Annotated in this window: 17 protein-coding genes; 11 read left to right on the plus strand and 6 right to left on the minus strand. The window is 70.0% G+C overall.

Annotated elements, in window-relative coordinates; genetic code table 11:
• The first annotated feature begins 148 nt into the window (after positions 1 to 148).
• On the plus strand, positions 149 to 964 hold the full coding sequence (gene ddaH / locus ACFVYE_RS27620) for a dimethylargininase (protein ID WP_383973721.1): 816 nt from the start codon (positions 149 to 151) through the stop codon (positions 962 to 964).
• Positions 965 to 998: 34 nt separating this feature from the next.
• On the opposite strand, the gene ACFVYE_RS27625 is transcribed toward ddaH, so the two are convergent.
• The gene (locus tag ACFVYE_RS27625) at positions 999 to 2,006 is read right to left on the minus strand and encodes a small ribosomal subunit Rsm22 family protein (RefSeq protein ID WP_389607548.1); all 1,008 of its coding nucleotides are present in this window, start codon (positions 2,004 to 2,006) and stop codon (positions 999 to 1,001) included.
• A 141-nt stretch (positions 2,007 to 2,147) separates the two neighbouring features.
• Here ACFVYE_RS27625 and ACFVYE_RS27630 point away from each other — a divergent pair, with 141 nt between their 5' ends.
• Positions 2,148 to 3,455 (plus strand): hypothetical protein, encoded by a 1,308-nt coding sequence (locus ACFVYE_RS27630; protein WP_383973726.1) that lies wholly within the window; start codon positions 2,148 to 2,150, stop codon positions 3,453 to 3,455.
• A gap of 73 nt (positions 3,456 to 3,528) precedes the next feature.
• Positions 3,529 to 4,179: a hypothetical protein gene (locus tag ACFVYE_RS27635; protein WP_389607549.1), complete on the plus strand. Its 651-nt coding sequence runs from the start codon at positions 3,529 to 3,531 to the stop codon at positions 4,177 to 4,179.
• A gap of 12 nt (positions 4,180 to 4,191) precedes the next feature.
• Here the strand turns inward: ACFVYE_RS27635 and ACFVYE_RS27640 are convergent, their stop codons facing one another.
• Positions 4,192 to 5,514, minus strand: a complete 1,323-nt coding sequence (locus ACFVYE_RS27640; RefSeq protein WP_383973730.1) for a multidrug effflux MFS transporter — start codon at positions 5,512 to 5,514, stop codon at positions 4,192 to 4,194.
• A gap of 78 nt (positions 5,515 to 5,592) precedes the next feature.
• On the opposite strand from ACFVYE_RS27640, the gene ACFVYE_RS27645 reads away from it, so the two are divergent.
• The gene (locus tag ACFVYE_RS27645; RefSeq protein WP_389607550.1) at positions 5,593 to 6,606 is read left to right on the plus strand and encodes a Gfo/Idh/MocA family protein; all 1,014 of its coding nucleotides are present in this window, start codon (positions 5,593 to 5,595) and stop codon (positions 6,604 to 6,606) included.
• A gap of 116 nt (positions 6,607 to 6,722) precedes the next feature.
• Here the strand turns inward: ACFVYE_RS27645 and ACFVYE_RS27650 are convergent, their stop codons facing one another.
• Positions 6,723 to 8,351 (minus strand): alkaline phosphatase D family protein, encoded by a 1,629-nt coding sequence (locus ACFVYE_RS27650; RefSeq protein ID WP_389607551.1) that lies wholly within the window; start codon positions 8,349 to 8,351, stop codon positions 6,723 to 6,725.
• Positions 8,352 to 8,613: 262 nt separating this feature from the next.
• Here ACFVYE_RS27650 and ACFVYE_RS27655 point away from each other — a divergent pair, with 262 nt between their 5' ends.
• The 3 genes from ACFVYE_RS27655 (at position 8,614) to ACFVYE_RS27665 (ending at position 10,964) form a co-directional block, all read left to right on the plus strand.
• The gene (locus ACFVYE_RS27655) at positions 8,614 to 9,387 is read left to right on the plus strand and encodes an SDR family oxidoreductase (RefSeq protein ID WP_389607552.1); all 774 of its coding nucleotides are present in this window, start codon (positions 8,614 to 8,616) and stop codon (positions 9,385 to 9,387) included.
• A gap of 147 nt (positions 9,388 to 9,534) precedes the next feature.
• Positions 9,535 to 10,002 (plus strand): lamin tail domain-containing protein, encoded by a 468-nt coding sequence (locus ACFVYE_RS27660; RefSeq protein WP_383973736.1) that lies wholly within the window; start codon positions 9,535 to 9,537, stop codon positions 10,000 to 10,002.
• An 80-nt stretch (positions 10,003 to 10,082) separates the two neighbouring features.
• Positions 10,083 to 10,964, plus strand: coding sequence for a PhzF family phenazine biosynthesis protein (locus ACFVYE_RS27665; RefSeq protein WP_383973738.1), 882 nt, complete (start codon positions 10,083 to 10,085; stop codon positions 10,962 to 10,964).
• 21 nt (positions 10,965 to 10,985) lie between these two features.
• On the opposite strand, the gene ACFVYE_RS27670 is transcribed toward ACFVYE_RS27665, so the two are convergent.
• Together ACFVYE_RS27670 and ACFVYE_RS27675 are read right to left on the minus strand one after the other, a co-directional pair.
• Entirely contained in the window at positions 10,986 to 11,927 is a 942-nt protein-coding gene (locus tag ACFVYE_RS27670; RefSeq protein WP_389607553.1) for an NAD-dependent epimerase/dehydratase family protein, read from the minus strand.
• A complete protein-coding gene (locus ACFVYE_RS27675) occupies positions 11,924 to 12,976 on the minus strand; it encodes a ScbA/BarX family gamma-butyrolactone biosynthesis protein (protein ID WP_383973742.1) in 1,053 nt (350 codons plus the stop codon). The genes ACFVYE_RS27670 and ACFVYE_RS27675 overlap by 4 nt, the downstream gene beginning before the upstream one ends.
• Before the next feature lie 133 nt (positions 12,977 to 13,109).
• Between ACFVYE_RS27675 and ACFVYE_RS27680 the strand changes: the two genes are divergently transcribed.
• From ACFVYE_RS27680 to ACFVYE_RS27695, 4 genes are all read left to right on the plus strand, one after another.
• Positions 13,110 to 13,772: a ScbR family autoregulator-binding transcription factor gene (locus tag ACFVYE_RS27680; protein WP_383973744.1), complete on the plus strand. Its 663-nt coding sequence runs from the start codon at positions 13,110 to 13,112 to the stop codon at positions 13,770 to 13,772.
• 41 nt (positions 13,773 to 13,813) lie between these two features.
• Positions 13,814 to 14,086 (plus strand): hypothetical protein, encoded by a 273-nt coding sequence (locus ACFVYE_RS27685; protein WP_389607554.1) that lies wholly within the window; start codon positions 13,814 to 13,816, stop codon positions 14,084 to 14,086.
• 190 nt (positions 14,087 to 14,276) lie between these two features.
• Positions 14,277 to 15,179: a glycosyltransferase family 2 protein gene (locus tag ACFVYE_RS27690; protein WP_383973748.1), complete on the plus strand. Its 903-nt coding sequence runs from the start codon at positions 14,277 to 14,279 to the stop codon at positions 15,177 to 15,179.
• Positions 15,180 to 15,323: 144 nt separating this feature from the next.
• Positions 15,324 to 15,647, plus strand: coding sequence for a VOC family protein (locus tag ACFVYE_RS27695; protein WP_389607557.1), 324 nt, complete (start codon positions 15,324 to 15,326; stop codon positions 15,645 to 15,647).
• Here ACFVYE_RS27695 and ACFVYE_RS27700 read toward each other — a convergent pair.
• Positions 15,607 to 16,503, minus strand: a complete 897-nt coding sequence (locus ACFVYE_RS27700) for a metallophosphoesterase family protein (protein WP_383973750.1) — start codon at positions 16,501 to 16,503, stop codon at positions 15,607 to 15,609. The genes ACFVYE_RS27695 and ACFVYE_RS27700 overlap by 41 nt on opposite strands.
• Between the last annotated feature and the right edge of the window lie 260 nt (positions 16,504 to 16,763).

The raw sequence follows: 16,763 nt of genomic DNA on the forward strand, positions 1-16,763 counted from the left end.
ACGAGTCGATACGTGTCGTCTCATCACCGTGCGAAATCACCCGATCGGATCACTGCGCGCAGGCTCCGGAGAGCGGACCATGGGCTCACGCACACACCCGTGCGAAGTCCCCCGGCAGGTGACCCCTGCTTTTCGTGAGGAGCCTTCTTTGCCTCGTGAAGCCACACCCCGCCGTTACCTGATGTGCGCCCCGGCCCACTTCAGGGTGACGTACTCCATCAACCCATGGATGGACCCCAGCAAGCCCGTGGATCTCCCCCTGGCCCAGACCCAGTGGGAGGACCTGCGCGACCGCTACCGCGCCCTCGGACACACCGTGGAGCTGCTCACCCCCCGCCCCGAGCTGCCCGACATGGTCTTCGCCGCCAACGGCGCCACCGTCATCGACGGCCGGGTGCTCGGCGCCCGGTTCGCGTACCAGGAGCGGTACGAGGAGGCCGGGGCCCATCGCGAGTGGTTCCGGGACAACGGCTTCACCGAGATCCATGAACCGGCCCACGTCAACGAGGGCGAGGGCGACTTCGCGGTCACCGCCTCGTACATCCTGGCCGGGCGGGGCTTCCGGTCCAGTCCCCTCTCGCACGACGAGGCGCAGGAGTTCTTCGGGCGCCCGGTGGTCGGGCTCGATCTGGTCGACCCGCGCTACTACCACCTGGACACGGCTCTGTCCGTGCTCGACGACGCGGGCGACGAGATCATGTACTACCCGGGCGCCTTCTCGCCGGGCAGCCGGTCGGTGCTGGCGCGGCTCTTCCCCGACGCACTGATCGCCGAGGAGGCGGATGCGGCGGCGCTCGGCCTGAACGCGGTGAGCGACGGGCTCCACGTGCTGCTGCCGCAGGCCGCCACGGGGCTCTTCGATCCGTTGCGGGCACGCGGCTTCGAGCCGGTGCCGATGGATCTGGGCGAGCTGCTGAAGGGCGGCGGCAGCGTGAAGTGCTGCACGCAGGAGCTGCGCGGGTAGCCGGGGGTCCGGCAGCCGGGGGCGTCAGCCGCTCTCAGGCACCGGACTCACCCGCGTCGTGCGGCGGCCACTCGTCGCCCCACGCGATGTCCCGGGCGGCCCGGTACAGCTCGCCGTGCCGCTTGGTGACCGTGGAGCGCTGCAGGGCCTCGTCACGGGTGCACAGATCCAGCAGCACCTGCCCCTTGCGGATCTGCGGCTTGCGAGTGACCCGCGCGCGGACGGGTTCCGTCCGGAAGCGGGTCGCCACGACATAGCTGAACTTCTCGTCCTCGTACGGCAGCGAGCCGCCCTTGACCTGCCGGTGCAGCGAGGAGCGGCTGACCCGGGCCGAGAAGTGGCACCAGTCCGTGCCCGGCTCGATGGGGCAGGCGTCGTCGTGCGGGCAGGGCGCGGCGACCTTCAGCCCGGCGGCGATCAGCCGGTCGCGGGCCTCGATGATCCGGGCGTAGCCGTCGGGGGTGCCCGGCTCGACGACCAGGACCGCCTGTGCGGCGGCCGCCGCGGTGTCGACGAGGCCGGCGCGGGCGTCCGCCGTCAGCTCCTTGAGTACGTAGGAGACGGTGATCAGGTCCGTGGGGGCGAGTTCGAGGCCGGTGCCGATCCGGGCCCGGCGCCACTCGGCAGTGCGCAGAGCGGGGATGCCGGAGATCGCGGCCAGCTCCCGGCCGAGGGCGAGTGCGGGCTCGGCCCAGTCCAGGACGGTCGTCCTCGGCCCCTCCCAGGCCCCCGCCACGGCCCAGCTCGCCGCTCCGGTGCCGCCGCCGATGTCGGTGTGCGTGGCGGGCACCCAGTCCGGGGCGGCCTCCTGGAATGCGGCGAGCGCGGACCGTACGGCTTCGAAGGTCGCGGGCATCCGGTACGCGGCGTACGCGGCGACGTCGGAACGGTCGCGTAGCACCGGGGCGTCCGTGGGGGTGGTCCCGCGGTAGTTGGCGATGAGCCGGTCGACGGCCTGGGCGGCCTGCTTGGGCGGCAGCCCGTCGAGCAGTCCGGCCAGCGCCGCGCGCAGGGCTTCCGCGGTGGGGATGGTGGCGTTCACCGACGAATTGTAGGCAAAGGCGGCCGACTCGCTTCCGACCAGGCACCCGCAGCGAACAGCAGTGCATGCGAACTGCCGCGACACCTGCGCAAGTTGCTACGCTGACCGGCGCGAGGTCGGGATCGCCCATCGAGGGAAACCATGAGACAGAAGATCGTGCGCCTGGTTCTGGTCGGCGGAGTGCTCGTGCTTGCCATGCTTCTTCTGCTGGCCACCTGCGGCAGCGGCGAGAAGAGCTCCGACAAGCCGAAGAAGCAGGTCAAGGCGAGCGCGGCCCCGGTGACACAGCTCACCGTTCCCTCCGTGTTCGCCACCGAGCGCGGCTGGGAGCTCATCGGCACCTCGCCCGACTACGCGCTCTCCCGGACGACGGGCAGCCTCGCCTATCTCGTGCGGGTCTCGGACACCAAGTACCAGCTGCGGACCATCGACTCGGAGACCGGGGAGGCCGGCTGGCACGGGGAGAGCTGGCGGCCCCCGTCCCCGCAGCACTTCCCGAGGCTCCTCCCGGTCACCGTGGACGACCACGAGTACTTCGTGACGTGGGCGTACGGGAAGGTCGGTGAGAACGCGCTGACTCCTGCCGACACGATCGTCTCGCTGGATGTCTACGACGTGGAGGACGGCTCCCGGCGGCGCATCGAGGTGCCGTGGGGCTCCGTGCCGACGGTCACCGCCACCGGCCCCGGCATCCTCATCAGCGACGGCCGGACGAACAGCGCGGTGGTCGACCCGGTGACCGGCCGGGTGTCGGAGATCACCGCCCCCGCGCTCAAGTACCCGAAGGGCTGCAAGACCTGCAAGCAGCTCACCGAGGTGCGCGGGCTGACGAAGAAGGGTCTGCTGGTCAGCGGGGCCAAGGAATTCTGGGTGCAGGGCGGCTGGTTCAGCCGCAATGTCGCCCCCAAGGGCACCGACCGGCTCAGCGGAATCCCGACATCGGTGATCCCGGGCCTGCTGCTGGCGAAGTGGCAGCTCGCGAAGGGGGCGAAGCGCGCCGCCACCCATGACCTGTGGACGGTGCAGGACATGGAGACGGGCAAGCCCCTCGCCTCGGTGGAGTGCAGCAAGCCTGCAATCAAGCCGGGCCAGTACCCGCAGCTGGTCGCCGCCCCCTCGGGCAACTTCCTGGTGGCCGGGCCGCTCGCCTTCGACCTGTTGACGAAGCGGGGGTTCTGCTTCGAGGGGACCGACGGCACGAAGCCGCTGACGCTCGCGTCCGTGAACGACGAGGGCATCGCGTACGGCGCGGCGAACGCACGCAACGCGGCCGACGTGCTGGCCGGCGGCGGCACCCCCGTCGCGGTGGCGATCAGGAGCGGCACGACGGGCGCCCTGCCCTCGAATCAGCGGGTTCCGGGCGCGGTGACGTCGGACGGCGTCGGCCTGTTCCGCTGGACGGACGAGAAGGACCGCCCGCATCTGATCGGCTACCCGAGCGAGAACTAGGCGTACCACTCGCTCCGACCGGGCCCGCGGAAACCCGCTCGCTCCGCACCGGACCCCGCTGTTACAACAGGGCATGGGAATCTGGACCGACGCCTTCATAGCGCCCACGAAGCCGACTCTGCTGCCGCCCGAGGCCTTCGGTCGCTTCGTGGTCGAGCTGGCGCGTGAGCGTCTGGTCCGGACGCCGTGGGCACTCGTCGCGGGGAAACTCTGTGCCAACGCCTGCCTCAACTGGGGAAGCGTCAGCGGGCAGGCACGCTGGGACCGGCCTCCCGTCGGCACGGTGCTGCGTTCCGAGGAGTACCCGGAAGGCATGCGGGACGACGACCCGCCGCCCTGGGGCGACTCCCACGAAGAGGCCCGGCTGCTCGCCGCCGGCGACGCGGTCCTCGATGTACTGCCGGCCCTCCGGGCGGCCCCGTACGGCAGCGAGGACATCGCCGTCGCTTTCGACCGCATGGACTTCGGCAACCGGAGGATCACCGACTACTTCCGGTACGAGGACCACCGCACGATGCTCGTCTGCTTCGCCCTGGCGCGCCCCCAGCACCGGCCCTTGTACGCCGACGACGGCGGATGGCCCGGCGGGCCGATGCACCCGGTGCAGACCTGCGTGGTCCACACCTTCAAGCACGCGTCGGGAGAAGGCGCGGTACCGGCGATCGTCTCCGTCGTCTCCCGCCACCTCGGACCGGACCTGATCAGTGGCAAGACCTGGGGCTGAACCCGGCCCCCGCTACGAAGCCCGCTGCCAGGGCCGGCACAGCCCCAGGAAGCAGGCCATCGCACCCACCGCGCACACCAACTGCACGACAGCCATCGGAACGGCCGTCCCCTCGCCCGCGATCCCGACGAGCGGCGAGGCGATGGCGCCTATCAGGAACGACGACGTACCGAGCAGTGCGGAGGCGGACCCGGCGGCGTGCTTCGTACGCATCAGGGCCTGCGCGTTGGTGTTGGGCATCGCGAGCCCCATCGCCGACATCAGCACGAAGAGCCCGGCCGCGACCGGGACCAGGCCCACGTGCCCGAAGACCCCGGACGTCATCAGCAGCAGCGCGGCCGCGGCCAGCACGATGACCGAGAGCCCGAAGGCGAGCGCCTTGTCCAGGCTGATCCGGCCGACCAGCACCTTGCCGTTGATCTGGCCCACGACGATCAGGCCGACCGAGTTGATGCCGAAGAGCAGGCTGAACGTCTGCGGCGAGGCCCCGTAGATCTCCTGCACGACGAACGGCGAGGCGCTCACGTACGAGAAGAGGGCGGCGAAGGCGAGGCTGCCCGCGATCATGTATCCGGTGAAGACCCGGTCGGCGAGCAGCCCGCGCATGGTGCGCAGCGCGTCGCCGATGCCGCCGGTGTGCCGTTCGTGCGGCGGCAGGGTCTCGTACAGCCACTTCCAGACGACCAGAGTGAGCACCACGCCGACGACGGTGAGGACGGCGAAGATCCCCCGCCAGTCGGTGAACCGCAGCACCTGTCCGCCGATCAACGGTGCGACGATCGGTGCGACGCCGGAGATCAGCATCAGGGTGGAGAAGAACCTGGCCATCTCCACGCCGTCGTACATGTCGCGCACCACGGCACGGGCGATGACGATCCCCGCCGCGCCGGCCAGGCCCTGCAGGAGGCGGAAGCCGATGAGGAGTTCCGTGGTGGGGGCGAAGACGCAGATCGCGGTGGCGACGACATAGATGATCATGCCGAGGAGCAGTGGCCTGCGCCTCCCCCACCGGTCGCTCATCGGTCCGACGACGACCTGACCGAGCGCCATGCCGGTGAGGCAGGCGGTGAGGGTGAGCTGCACGGTCGCGGCGGGGGCGTGCAGGGACTCGGTGACCGCGGGCAGGGCCGGGAGGTACATGTCCATGGAGAGCGGCGGCAGTGCGGTGAGGCCGCCGAGGACCAGGGTGACGAGAAGTCCGGTGCGCCGGGCCGCGTCGGTGGCGGCGGGATTTCCGGGAGGTGTGCCGGTGGCCGCGGACTCCGCGGCCACGGCCTGGGTGGTCGATATGTGTGTACGTTCCTGCTGGGCCCGGCTTGCGCCGCTCTCCGGCATTCTCATCTCCATGTCGTTGAATCCGCCTCTATGCTCTCAGCTCAGCCGGACTGGTCGAGACCTTTTTGGGGAGCAGGCATGACAGGCAAGAGCAGGGCTGTGCGTTGGGGCGTGCTGGCGACCGGCGGTATTGCCGCGACGTTCACCGAGGACCTGCGGTCGATGCCGGACGCGGAGGTGGTGGCCGTCGCATCCCGTACGGACGCCGCGGCGAAGGCGTTCGCGCAGCGGTTCGGGATACCCCGGGCGTACGGCAGCTGGGCCGATCTCGCCGCCGACGACGAGGTCGATGTGGTGTACGTCGCGACACCGCACTCGGCGCACCGGGAGGCGGCCGCGCTCTGTCTGGAGGCCGGAAAGCACGTGCTGTGCGAGAAGGCGTTCACGCTCAACGCGCGGGAGGCGGACGAGCTGGTGAAGCTCGCCCGGGACCGCGGCCTCTTCCTGATGGAGGCCATGTGGACGTACTGCAACCCGGTCATCCGGCGCATGACGGAGCTGGTGCGGGACGGCGCCATCGGCGATATCCGTACCGTGCAGGCCGACTTCGGGCTCGCGGGTCCTTTCGGCCCCGAACACCGGCTGCGCGACCCGTCGCTGGGCGGCGGCGCGCTGCTGGACCTCGGGGTCTATCCGGTGTCGTTCGCGCATCTGCTGCTGGGCGAGCCGGACCGGGTGCAGGCCGACGCACTGCTCTCCCCCGAGGGCGTCGATCTGCACACCGCGATGCTGCTGGGCTGGTCGGAGGCGAACGCCTCGGCACTGCTGAACTGTTCGATCGTCGCGGACACGCCGCTGACCGCCTCGGTCACGGGCACGAAGGGGCGGATCGACTTCCCGCGCGGCTTCTTCTACCCGGAACGGTTCGTGCTGCACCGCGAGGGGCACGAGCCGGAGGAGTTCACCGCGGGGGCGGCGGGCGAGGGGCTGCGCGGGATGCAGTTCGAGCAGGCCGAGGTTGCGCGGGCGCTGCGGGCGGGCGAGACGGAGTCGCCGCTGGTGCCGCTGGACGGTTCCCTTGCCGTGATGCGGACGCTCGACGCGGTACGTGACCGCATCGGCGTCCGCTACCCGGCCGACGGCCTCGTCTGACCGGGGCCCGTCCCCGAAGGGCCCCGGACGGACTGGCAGATGGAGGGCGGCGTCGCGGGGCCGGGCCCGCACCCTGCCCCGCTCCTTCTCCCACCCCCTTTTTTTGCCGGTCGGTCCTACGCGGGCGTGAGGCCCTGGTTCCCCACCTCCGTGACGAACGATCCGGCCGTCGTCACGGGCGCACCGGGCGTGGTGACGGCCGGCACCGTGCGGTAGTCGGCGCGCGCCTGCTTCCGGCCCAGCGTGATGACCGCGTATCCGCGGCGGCCGTTGAAGAACTTCATGTGCGGGTTGGCCCGCATCTGGTTGTCCCAGCCGGCCGGCTTGTCCGTACCGTCCTTGCCGCTCGTGATGGATGTGGCGACGATCTCCGTGCCGACGGTGCGGGACGACGGGTCGTCGAAGTCCTTCTTCAGGTCGAAGCCGTAGCCGACGTGCACATCGCCGGTCAGCACCATCAGGTTGTCGATCCCGGCGGCCCCGGCCCCCTTCAGAATCCGGTCCCGGGAGGCGGGGTAGCCGTCCCACGCGTCCATGGAGAGCAGATAGGCGTCGGTGGGGACATCGCGCCGCTGAGCAAAGGTGACCTGCTGCGGTACGACGTTCCAGGTGGCCCGTGAGGCGTGCCATCCGTCGAGCAGCCAGCGTTCCTGGGTGGCGCCGGTCAGGGTGCGCGAGGGGTCCTCGGACTCCGGTCCGGGCTTGTGCCAGCCGTCGCCGTAGGCCTGGTCGCTGCGGTACTGACGGGTGTCGAGGATGTCGAACTGGGCAAGGCTTCCGAACTGCAGGCGCCGGTAGAGCTTCATGTCCGGGCCGGTCGGCCGCTGCGGGGTGCGCAGCGGCTGATTCTCCCAGTACGCGCGGTAGGCGGCGGCGCGCCGCAGCAGGAATTCCTCCGGCGGTACGCCGTTCTCGGGGATGTCGCCCGCGTAGTTGTTCTCGGTCTCGTGGTCGTCCCAGGTGACGACGAAGGGGTGCGCGGCATGAGCGGCGCGCAGATCGGGGTCGGACTTGTAGAGGCCGTACCGCAGCCGGTAGTCCTCCAGCGTGACCGTCTCCCGGTTGAAATGGGCGGGGAGCTTGCGGTCGGTGTGGTTACGGGCTCCGCCGGTCGCGTTGACGGCGTACTCGTAGAGGTAGTCGCCGAGGTGGAAGACGACATCGACGTCCTCCTGGGCGAGGTGCTTGTACGCGGTGAAGTAACCGTCGTGGTAGGCCTGGCAGGAGACCGCGGCCAGGCTCAGCGCGCTGTTGCGTGCGTCGGGGGCGGGCGCGGTGCGGGTCCGGCCGGCGGGGCTGATCCACGTACCGGTGCGGAAGCGGTAGTAGAAGACGTGGTCCGCTTCGAGACCCCTGACCTCTACGTGGACGCTGTGGTTGAACTCCGGGTGGGCGGTGACCGACCCTCGCTGGACGATGCGGGAGAAGCGCTCGTCGTGGGCGAGTTCCCAGCTCACCTCAACACGGGACTGGGGAAGTCCGCTGCCGGTCTCGTACGGGCTGGGTGCGAGTCTCGTCCACAGCAGGACCGAGCCGGGCTGCGGGTCGCCCGAGGCGACGCCGAGGGTGAACGGGTCCTCGCCGATCCTCCGGCCGTCCAGCTCGGCGGCGCTCGCGGTGCCCGCGGCCGGCAGATTGACCGAGAAGGCCAGCGCGGCAGCTGCGCCGGTGGCGGTGAGGAAGCGGCGGCGTCCGACATGCCTGGCGGCGTCGCGCATCTCCTGCTGGTGCGATGAGTGCGTCATCTGTCCCTCCCCTGGCTGGTGGTGTACTCGGCAAGTGCACCGGGCCGGCGCATCGAGCGGCTGTCGTGTTCGCGTCGCTCGGGCGTCGCGCGGATGAGGAGTACGACGGGAATGGATGCCCACGACAAAGTGCGCATAAGCGACGGAGGCCATGATCATCAATACCGGCCCTCCGAGACGTGAACCCGCCGCCGCATACGCCGTCTTGACCCCGTGTGGCCCCACACGACCCGCGGAACGGGAAGGCGTACGCTGCGGCGCCATGAGCAACAAACTGTTGAACTCCGGCCCGAAGACGGCGGTCGTGACGGGCGCGGGATCCGGAATCGGCCGCGCGGTGGCTCTCGCCCTGGCCGGCGCCGGCTGGTCGGTGGCGCTCGCGGGCCGGCGCCCGGAACCCCTCGCCGAGACCGCCGCGCTGGCCGGGGAGAACGCCCGGGTGATCACCGTCCCCGCCGATGTGTCACGCCCCGAGGACGTGGACGCGCTCTTCTCCTCGGCACGGGAGTGCTTCGGACGACTCGATCTGCTCTTCAACAACGCGGGTACGTTCGGCCCGCGTTCCGTCCCGGTCGAGGACCTGTCCGTTCAGGACTGGCGCTCGGTGGTGGACGTGAATGTGACGGGCGCGTTCCTCTGCGCGCAGGCGGCGTACCGGCTGATGAAGGCGCAGGATCCGCAGGGCGGCCGGATCATCAACAACGGCTCGGTCTCCGCCCACGCACCACGCCCGCATTCGGTCGCCTACACCGCGACCAAGCACGCCATGACGGGCCTGACGAAATCACTGTCCCTGGACGGCCGTCCATACCGGATCGCCTGCGGGCAGATCGACATCGGCAACGCCGCCACGGACATGACGGAGCGGATGCAGACCGGCACCCTTCAGGCCAATGGTGAACTGGCGGTGGAGTCGGTGATGGCGGCGGCGGACGTGGCCCGGACGGTGCTCCATATGGCGGAGCTGCCCCTGGAGGCGAACATGCAGTTCGCGACGGTCCTGGCGACGGCGATGCCGTACGTGGGCCGCGGCTGACGGGACCGCCCGAACCGGCCGCCCGGCGTGGGCGATTGCCACCCGAATGACCACACCCCGACCGGAAGACACACCTACCCTTCGGGTCGGTGTGCGCTGCCCTTATGATCACAGTTCTTCACCGGAACTCCACACAGGGATCACAGCATGCACATACGCACCACCGCGCCGCTCGCCCTGGCCGCCGCCACCGCCCTGGCCGGTTCGCTGATCGTCACCGCCCCGGCCTCGGCCGCCTCGCACCAGGGCGGGCTGCACCTCGGCAAGATCCAGTACGACAGCCCCGGCAAGGACACCCGCACCAACACGTCCCTCAACGCCGAGTGGGTGGACATCCACAACAACGGCAAGTCCAAGCTTCAGCTCAAGGGCTACAGGCTGAAGGACAACACCGGGTACACGTACACCTTCGGCAGCTACACCATCGGCGCGGGCAAGACCGTCAAGGTCCACACGGGCAAGGGCAGGAACGCCTCGGGCCACGTCTACTGGAACCGCGGTTCGTACGTCTGGAACAACACCGGTGACAAGGCCCGGCTGATCAAGCCGAACGGCAAGCTCCAGGACTCCTGCTCCTGGACGAAGTCGAGCAAGGGCACCAAGAACTGCCACTGAGCCGGGCAACCGCGGCTCGGGGCACCATCCGGCCTGCCGGAGCGGGAATGCCCCGGGTCGCGGCAGGGTTGGCCTGCGACATGAACCAGAACTCAGATACCGAGATCCTGCGCTACACCGCCTTCTCCGCCGACCCGGAGGGCGGCAATCCGGCAGGTGTCGTCCTTGATGCGACCGGTCTCGACGATGCGGCGATGCTCGCCGTCGCGGCGGAGCTGGGTTACAGCGAATCGGCCTTTCTGACCGGTCGGGACGAGCCGGGCGACGATGGGCCGTCGGCCGCCCGGGGATACACGATCCGCTACTTCAGCCCGAAGGCCGAAGTCCCGTTCTGCGGCCACGCCACCGTGGCGACGGCCCTCGCACTCGCCGAGCGCGACGGCCCCGGCGATCTGGTGTTCAGCACCCGTGCGGGCACGGTCCCGGTCACCGTCACCCAGGAGGGCGGCGAACTCCGCGCCACGCTCACCAGCGTCGAACCGGACGTCACGGACATCACCCCGGACGATCTGACGGAGGCGCTCGCCGCCCTGGACTGGCCGGCCGCCGATCTCGACCCCGCCCTGCCGCCCCGGATCGCCTTCGCGGGCGCCCGCCACCTGGTGCTGGCCGCCGCGACCCGTGAGCGGCTTGCCGACCTCGGTTACGACTTCGCGCGCCTCGAAGCCCTGATGCACCGGCTGGACCTGACGACCCTGCAGCTGGTATGGCGGGCCGCGCCGGACGTCTTCCACGTCCGCGACCCGTTCCCGGTCGGCGGTGTGGTGGAGGACCCCGCCACGGGCGCGGCGGCGGCCGCCTTCGGCGCCTATGTGCGCGCCCTGGGCCTCGTCCCGGACACCGCCGTCCTCACCCTTCACCAGGGCGAGGACATGGGCCGCCCCGGCACGCTCACGGTCGAACTGCGGGCAGGTGACGCGCGGGTGCGGGTGAGCGGTACGGGTACCCGGATCGAGGCCTGACGAGAGGGCGCCGCGGCGCCGTCAGCCGCCGAGGTGCCGGCGGTACCACGGCGCGTGCCGGGCGAACGCGGTCGCGAACCCTTCGCCCGGCTCCCAGTCGAAGTCCTGGCCGACCCGCTCGTCGGTGAACCAGTGGTCCACGGCGAGCATGCCGAGGTGGTGCAGTGCGTACGGGACGTCGGCGAGCCGCTCGCGGGCCGTGTCCACATCGATGCCGGTGGCTCCCCAGGGCAGCCGCAGCTCGTCGACGACCGTGGACAGCAGCTGCGAACAGCTCACCGGTTCCGGGTGGTTGACGTGGTAGACCCCGGCCGGCTCCTTCGGGGACAGCGCCGCACCCAGCAGCGCCCGCCCCAGCGTCTGTACGTCGATCATCGAGTGCCGTGCCTCGCACCCGGCCAGTCCGGCCGAGAGCTGCCGGACGAGCGCGACCAGGCCGGGCACGGCCCATCGGTCCCCGGCCCCGTACACGATGTGGGGGCGCACGACGACGCCGCCGGCCGCCAGGACGTGCTGTTCTGCGGCGGCGCGGGTCAGGCTGGTGACCGAGGCCGGGGCCGGCTCCGCCTGTCCGGGCCGCAGCCGGGTGAACGGGCCCCGGCCGTAGACGGATGCCGTGCTCAGGTGGACGATCCGGGTGACTCCGCAGCGGGCCGCCTCTTCGGCCAGGGCACGGGTTCCTTGATCATTTATGGACCGGGCGGTCGGTTCGTCGCCGCCGATCCATGAGGCGCAGTGGATCACCGCGTCGATGCCCTCACAGCTGCCGCGCAGCGTTGCGGGGTCGGCGAGGTCTCCGTACACCGTCTCGATGCCGGGCCCGGCGCCTGCCGTTGCCGATGCGGTGAGGGCTGTCCGGTGGGTCATCAGCCGCAGCCGGACACCGGGGGTGGCCCGGGCCGCGGCCACCACATGGCTGCCGATGAAGCCGGTCGCGCCGGTGATGAGTATGCGCAGTGTCATGACGGGTCATTCTGCCGGTCGTCCGGCCGGCTCCCCTGATTCCCCGCTGTGCTGTGCAGGCGGCTCGGGGAGCCGAGGGTGCAGGTGAAGACCGGCTCGCCGTCCTGGATCGCCGAGACGTGCACCCCGGACGTGTTGCGTCCGCCGGCCGGGACGGGCCGGGCCTCGATCCAGCAGGGACGGTCGAGTTCCACGTACCGGAGGAAGTCGGTCTTCACCGATGCCGGGAGGAAGTCATGGCCGGGGGTGACGGCGACGGCCGCCTGACGGGCCGCCTCCAGCAGCAGAATGCCCGGCACATGGTCGTTGGGCCGGGCGAACAATGTCGGATGTGCGGTGTCGAGCCGCAGCTGCCAGACGTTCCGCTGCGGCCCCGGTGACAGCACCACATCGCGTTCATCGGTCCTGCCCACCTCGGCCGGTGCGACGGAGGGCAGGAGGGGTATCGGGGCGCCGATCACGTCCTGCCGGTCGCCCCGCAGCCTGTCGTACACCTTGGCCGAGGTGCAGCTGATACGTCCTCCGCCTCTGGCGAGGACGGTGCCGAGCCGGTGCAGGAGCAGCTCGACATGCATGGAGCCGATGCTCCGGCCGCGCCGCCGGATCCGGGAACAGGACACGTCCACCGTGATGTCCCAGGGCGCATCGCCCAGCAGCAGCCGATCGGGCTCGGAGACGTACGCGAGCTCCCACATCACGAACTGGTCCCCGACCGGGACGTCGAACGCCGCATGCCCCAGGAGCATCGTCGTCTGCCGCATGGTCTCCGCGATCAGCAGCGGGTCCTGGTAACGGCCCGACACGGGGGCGAAGAAGCGGTGCGTATGCGGCCAACGAGCCGATACCGAGAACTGGGTGTCGGTCTGCGGGGTCCAGCCGGTGGGAAAGACATCCTCGGCATCGGACCGGTGGACCAGGTGTCTCGGGAAGTCCGCCTCCCCATGTCTGCCCCTCGACGCCGTCTCGCCCTTTTCGGGGATTTCGGTGAATTCGGCGGCACCTTCGTCCTCGACGGACACCGATGCGCTGTGCGAGGTGAGCTGAACCATGAATTTTCCTCCCAGAGGATCCATACCGGGAGGGCGGGCCGCCCTCGCAGTAAGATACTGACAGTCCGGTTTTCCTATCCAGCCTTATCCCAGTGGCGCTGACCACGCCACGACTGAGAGAGACTCGTAGCTGATGGCACAGCAGGCGCGCGCGATCCAGACTCGACGGTCAATCCTGGTGGCGGCCGCCGCCGTCTTCGACGAACGCGGTTACAGCAGCGCCACGATCAGTGAAATTCTTGCGCGGGCCGGAGTGACAAAGGGTGCGCTCTACTTCCATTTCACCTCGAAGGAAGACCTGGCACTCGGAGTGATGGACGTACAGCTGGACAGCGACCCGCTTCCCGCCCAGCTGACAAAGCTTCAGGAATTGGTCGATCAGGGCATGCTGCTCGCCCACCGGCTCCGGCATGAGCCACTGGTACGCGCCAGCGTCGGGCTGGCCATGGACCAGGCGGTGGAAGGCCTCGACCGGGGCACCCCGTTCCGTGCCTGGATAGACCGGCTCGAACATCTGCTGACCGCCGCGAAGAACCAGGGCGAACTCCTGCCGCACGTCGACCCCCGCGAGACCGCCGAGATGCTGGCGGGTTCCTTCTCCGGCATTCAGGTGATGTCTCAAGCCCTGTGCAAGCGCGAGGACTTGGGGCGACGGATTTCAATTCTTCTGCACTACGTACTGCCGAGCATCTCGACCCCTGCCGTGCTGGCTACGCTCGACATGGCCGAGGACCGGGGCGAGCGCCTGATCGGCACCCTCGGATCAGTCCCCAGCCAGGCCGGCGCACCAGGCTGACGGTGGGGCCCGGTCAGCGGGCGCGGGCGAGGAAGACGTCGGTGACCCGGTGTACATCCGGCGGTGTGGCGTCGCAGCACCTCGGCCATGCGCGTGTCGGATTCGACGCACACCGGCGAAACCCCCAGTGCGGCGAACAGCACCACGGCCTTGCCGGTGCCCGCACCGACCTCCACAGCCGCACGGTCCCCCAGCCCCGCGTACGCGAGCACCTCGGCGGCCGTCATCGGCTCCGCGTGCCCGGAGCGGCCGGCGTCGTACGCCTCGGCCACCTCGCCGAAGGTCCTGCGGCGGGTGTCACGGTGCCCTTCTGACCTCATGGACGTCCCTCGGCTCGTCGATCGGCAGGCGGGCCGCCCCACCCACCGGCGACGAACCCCCCGGCGTCACACCCTGACGAAGAATCACAGGGCATGGCACGGCGGCAACGGGTGGCTGAACATCGGGAGACGACAGGTTGCGGCTACGATCGCGGGCACCGCAGCGAGACCAGGAGTGCCGACCGTGTCCCAACCGCGCATCGCCGTATCCGTCGTCACCATGGGTGATCGCCCGCAGCAGGTCGAGGCCCTGCTGGCCTCGGTGGCCGGACAGGACGTCCGGCCGGCCCGGCTCGTCGTCGTGGGCAACGGCTCACCGCTCCCGGACTTCACCGCGTTTCCCGGTCTGTCCGACCTGTCCGGCGGTGTGACGGCGATCGAACTCGACGAGAACCTGGGCTGCCCCGGTGGCCGCAACGTCGCCCTGCGCAAGCTGGCGGAGTTCGGCGATGTGGATGTCGTCATCGAGCTCGACGACGACGGGCTCCTGGTCGACGGCGGGGTGTTCCGCAAGGTCCAGGAGCTGTACGCCGCCGACCCACGGCTCGGCATCGTCGGTTTCCGGATCGCCGACGAGCACGGCGAGACCCAGCGTCGCCACGTCCCGCGCCTGCGCGCCGCCGACCCGATGCGGCGCGGCCCGGTCACCGCGTTCCTGGGCGGCGGCCACGCACTCTCCATGAAGATGCTCGCCCAGACGGGGCCCTGGCCCGCGGAGTTCTTCTTCACGCACGAGGAGACGGACCTGTCCTGGCGGGCGCTCGACGCGGGCTGGAAGATCCTGTACGAGCCCGATCTGCTGCTCCAGCACCCCAAGACCTCCCCGGCCAGGCACTCCGTCTACTACCGGATGACGGCCCGCAACCGGGTCTGGCTGGCCCGCCGCAATCTTCCCCTTCCCCTGGTCCCGGCCTACCTGGGCACCTGGACCCTCCTGACCGTGGCCCGCACCCGGTCGGCGACGGGGCTGCGCGCCTGGGCCGGCGGCTTCGCCGAGGGGGTCCGTACGCCGTGCGGGCGGCGACAGCCCATGCGGTGGCGCACGGTGTGGCGGATGACGAAACTGGGACGGCCACCGGTCATCTGATCCGCGACGGGGCCGGGTGGCACAGCGTCAGTCCCGAGACAGGAGTTGTCGATGTCCGTCCGCAGGATCGTCCCCAACATTCGGACCAACACCGGCCCCGGTGCCGAATCGGACTCCGACGCCGACGCCACCACCGCCGCCGCCATGCAACGGAACGCGGAGTTCTACGGCTTGCTGGGCCTCCAGGAGGTAATGAACCACGGCTGGATCATGACGCTCGCCTCTCCCTCCCGTCCCTCGGCCCAGATCAGCATCATGGAGGCAGACGCAACCGCCCCGGTCACCCCGGACATGAGCATGGAGGTGGAGGACGTGGACGCGGCCTACACCGCCATGCAGGAGGACGGCGCGGAGATCGTGTACCCGTTGCACGACGAGGAATGGGGGGTACGCCGCTTCTTCGTCCGCGACCCCAACGGCCGGGTGATCAACGTGCTGGGCCATCGCCGACCGGACCCGGCCCGGTGACGCCGTCGTCGTACGGGAGGATCCTCCTCAGGAGCCCCTTGGGGTGGCCCCGCTTGCGCCATTCCCTTGGGTAACCGATGGAGACCTCCTCGAAGCGCACCCCGTCGTACCAGGTCGTGCGGGGGATGTGCAGATGGCCGTAGACCGTGGCCGCCACATTGAAGCGCCGGTGCCAGTCGGCAGTGAGTTCCGTGCCGCACCACTGGGCGAACTGGGGATACGTCAGGACGGCCATCGGCTCGCGGACCAGGGGCCAGTGACTGGCGATGACCAGCGGAATCTCCGGATCGTGCGCGGCGAGACGCCGCTCTGTCTCCGCAACTCGCGCACGGCACCAGGCGTCACGGCTCGGATACGGGTCGGGGTGCAGCAGGAACTCGTCGGTGCACACCACCCCCGTCTCGTGCGCGTACGCCAGGGACTCCTCCTTGGTCGTCGTGCCCGGCGCCCGGAAGCTGTAGTCGTACAGCTGGAACACGGGCGCGACGGCCACCGGCCCTTCGGGGCCGGGCCACAGCGGATACGGGTCCTCCGGAGTGGACACCCCGAGGCTCCGGCACAGCTCGACCAGATACTCGTAGCGCTCCCGGCCCCGCAGTTGGACCGGGTCGTGCTTGGTCGTCCACAGCTCATGGTTCCCGGGGGTCCAGATCACCCGGGCGTACCGGCCCGCGAGCAGCCGCAGCGCCCACTCCACGTCCTCGGCCTTCTCCGCGACATCACCGGCGACGATGACCCAGTCCTCGTCCGAATCCGGCCTCAGGGACTCGACGATGGGGCGATTGTCCGCCATCCCGACGTGAAGGTCGCTCACCGCGAGCAGAGAACCGCGGTTTCCGTAGGCGTGATCGGACATGGAGAACCTTTCCCGAGGACGGACCGAACGAGATCGTCTCCCATGATGTGGCCCGGCACCTCACACCCCGTCCGGCTGTCACGCGTGTGTCACAGGAGTTCCCTGCGATTGCATCCGTGATCGCGGAGTTGATAGGCATGGCCCCCTAGACGATTCGATTGGCTTGGCAGGGGGACTGGATGAAGTTCGACATGGGGGCGCAGGTTCTTTCGACGCTGTCGTCGAAGTCGCGTGGGTCGAGTACTGATCTGGGGACGTTG

The organism is Streptomyces sp. NPDC058239 (assembly GCF_042882185.1).
GTDB lineage: Bacteria > Actinomycetota > Actinomycetes > Streptomycetales > Streptomycetaceae > Streptomyces.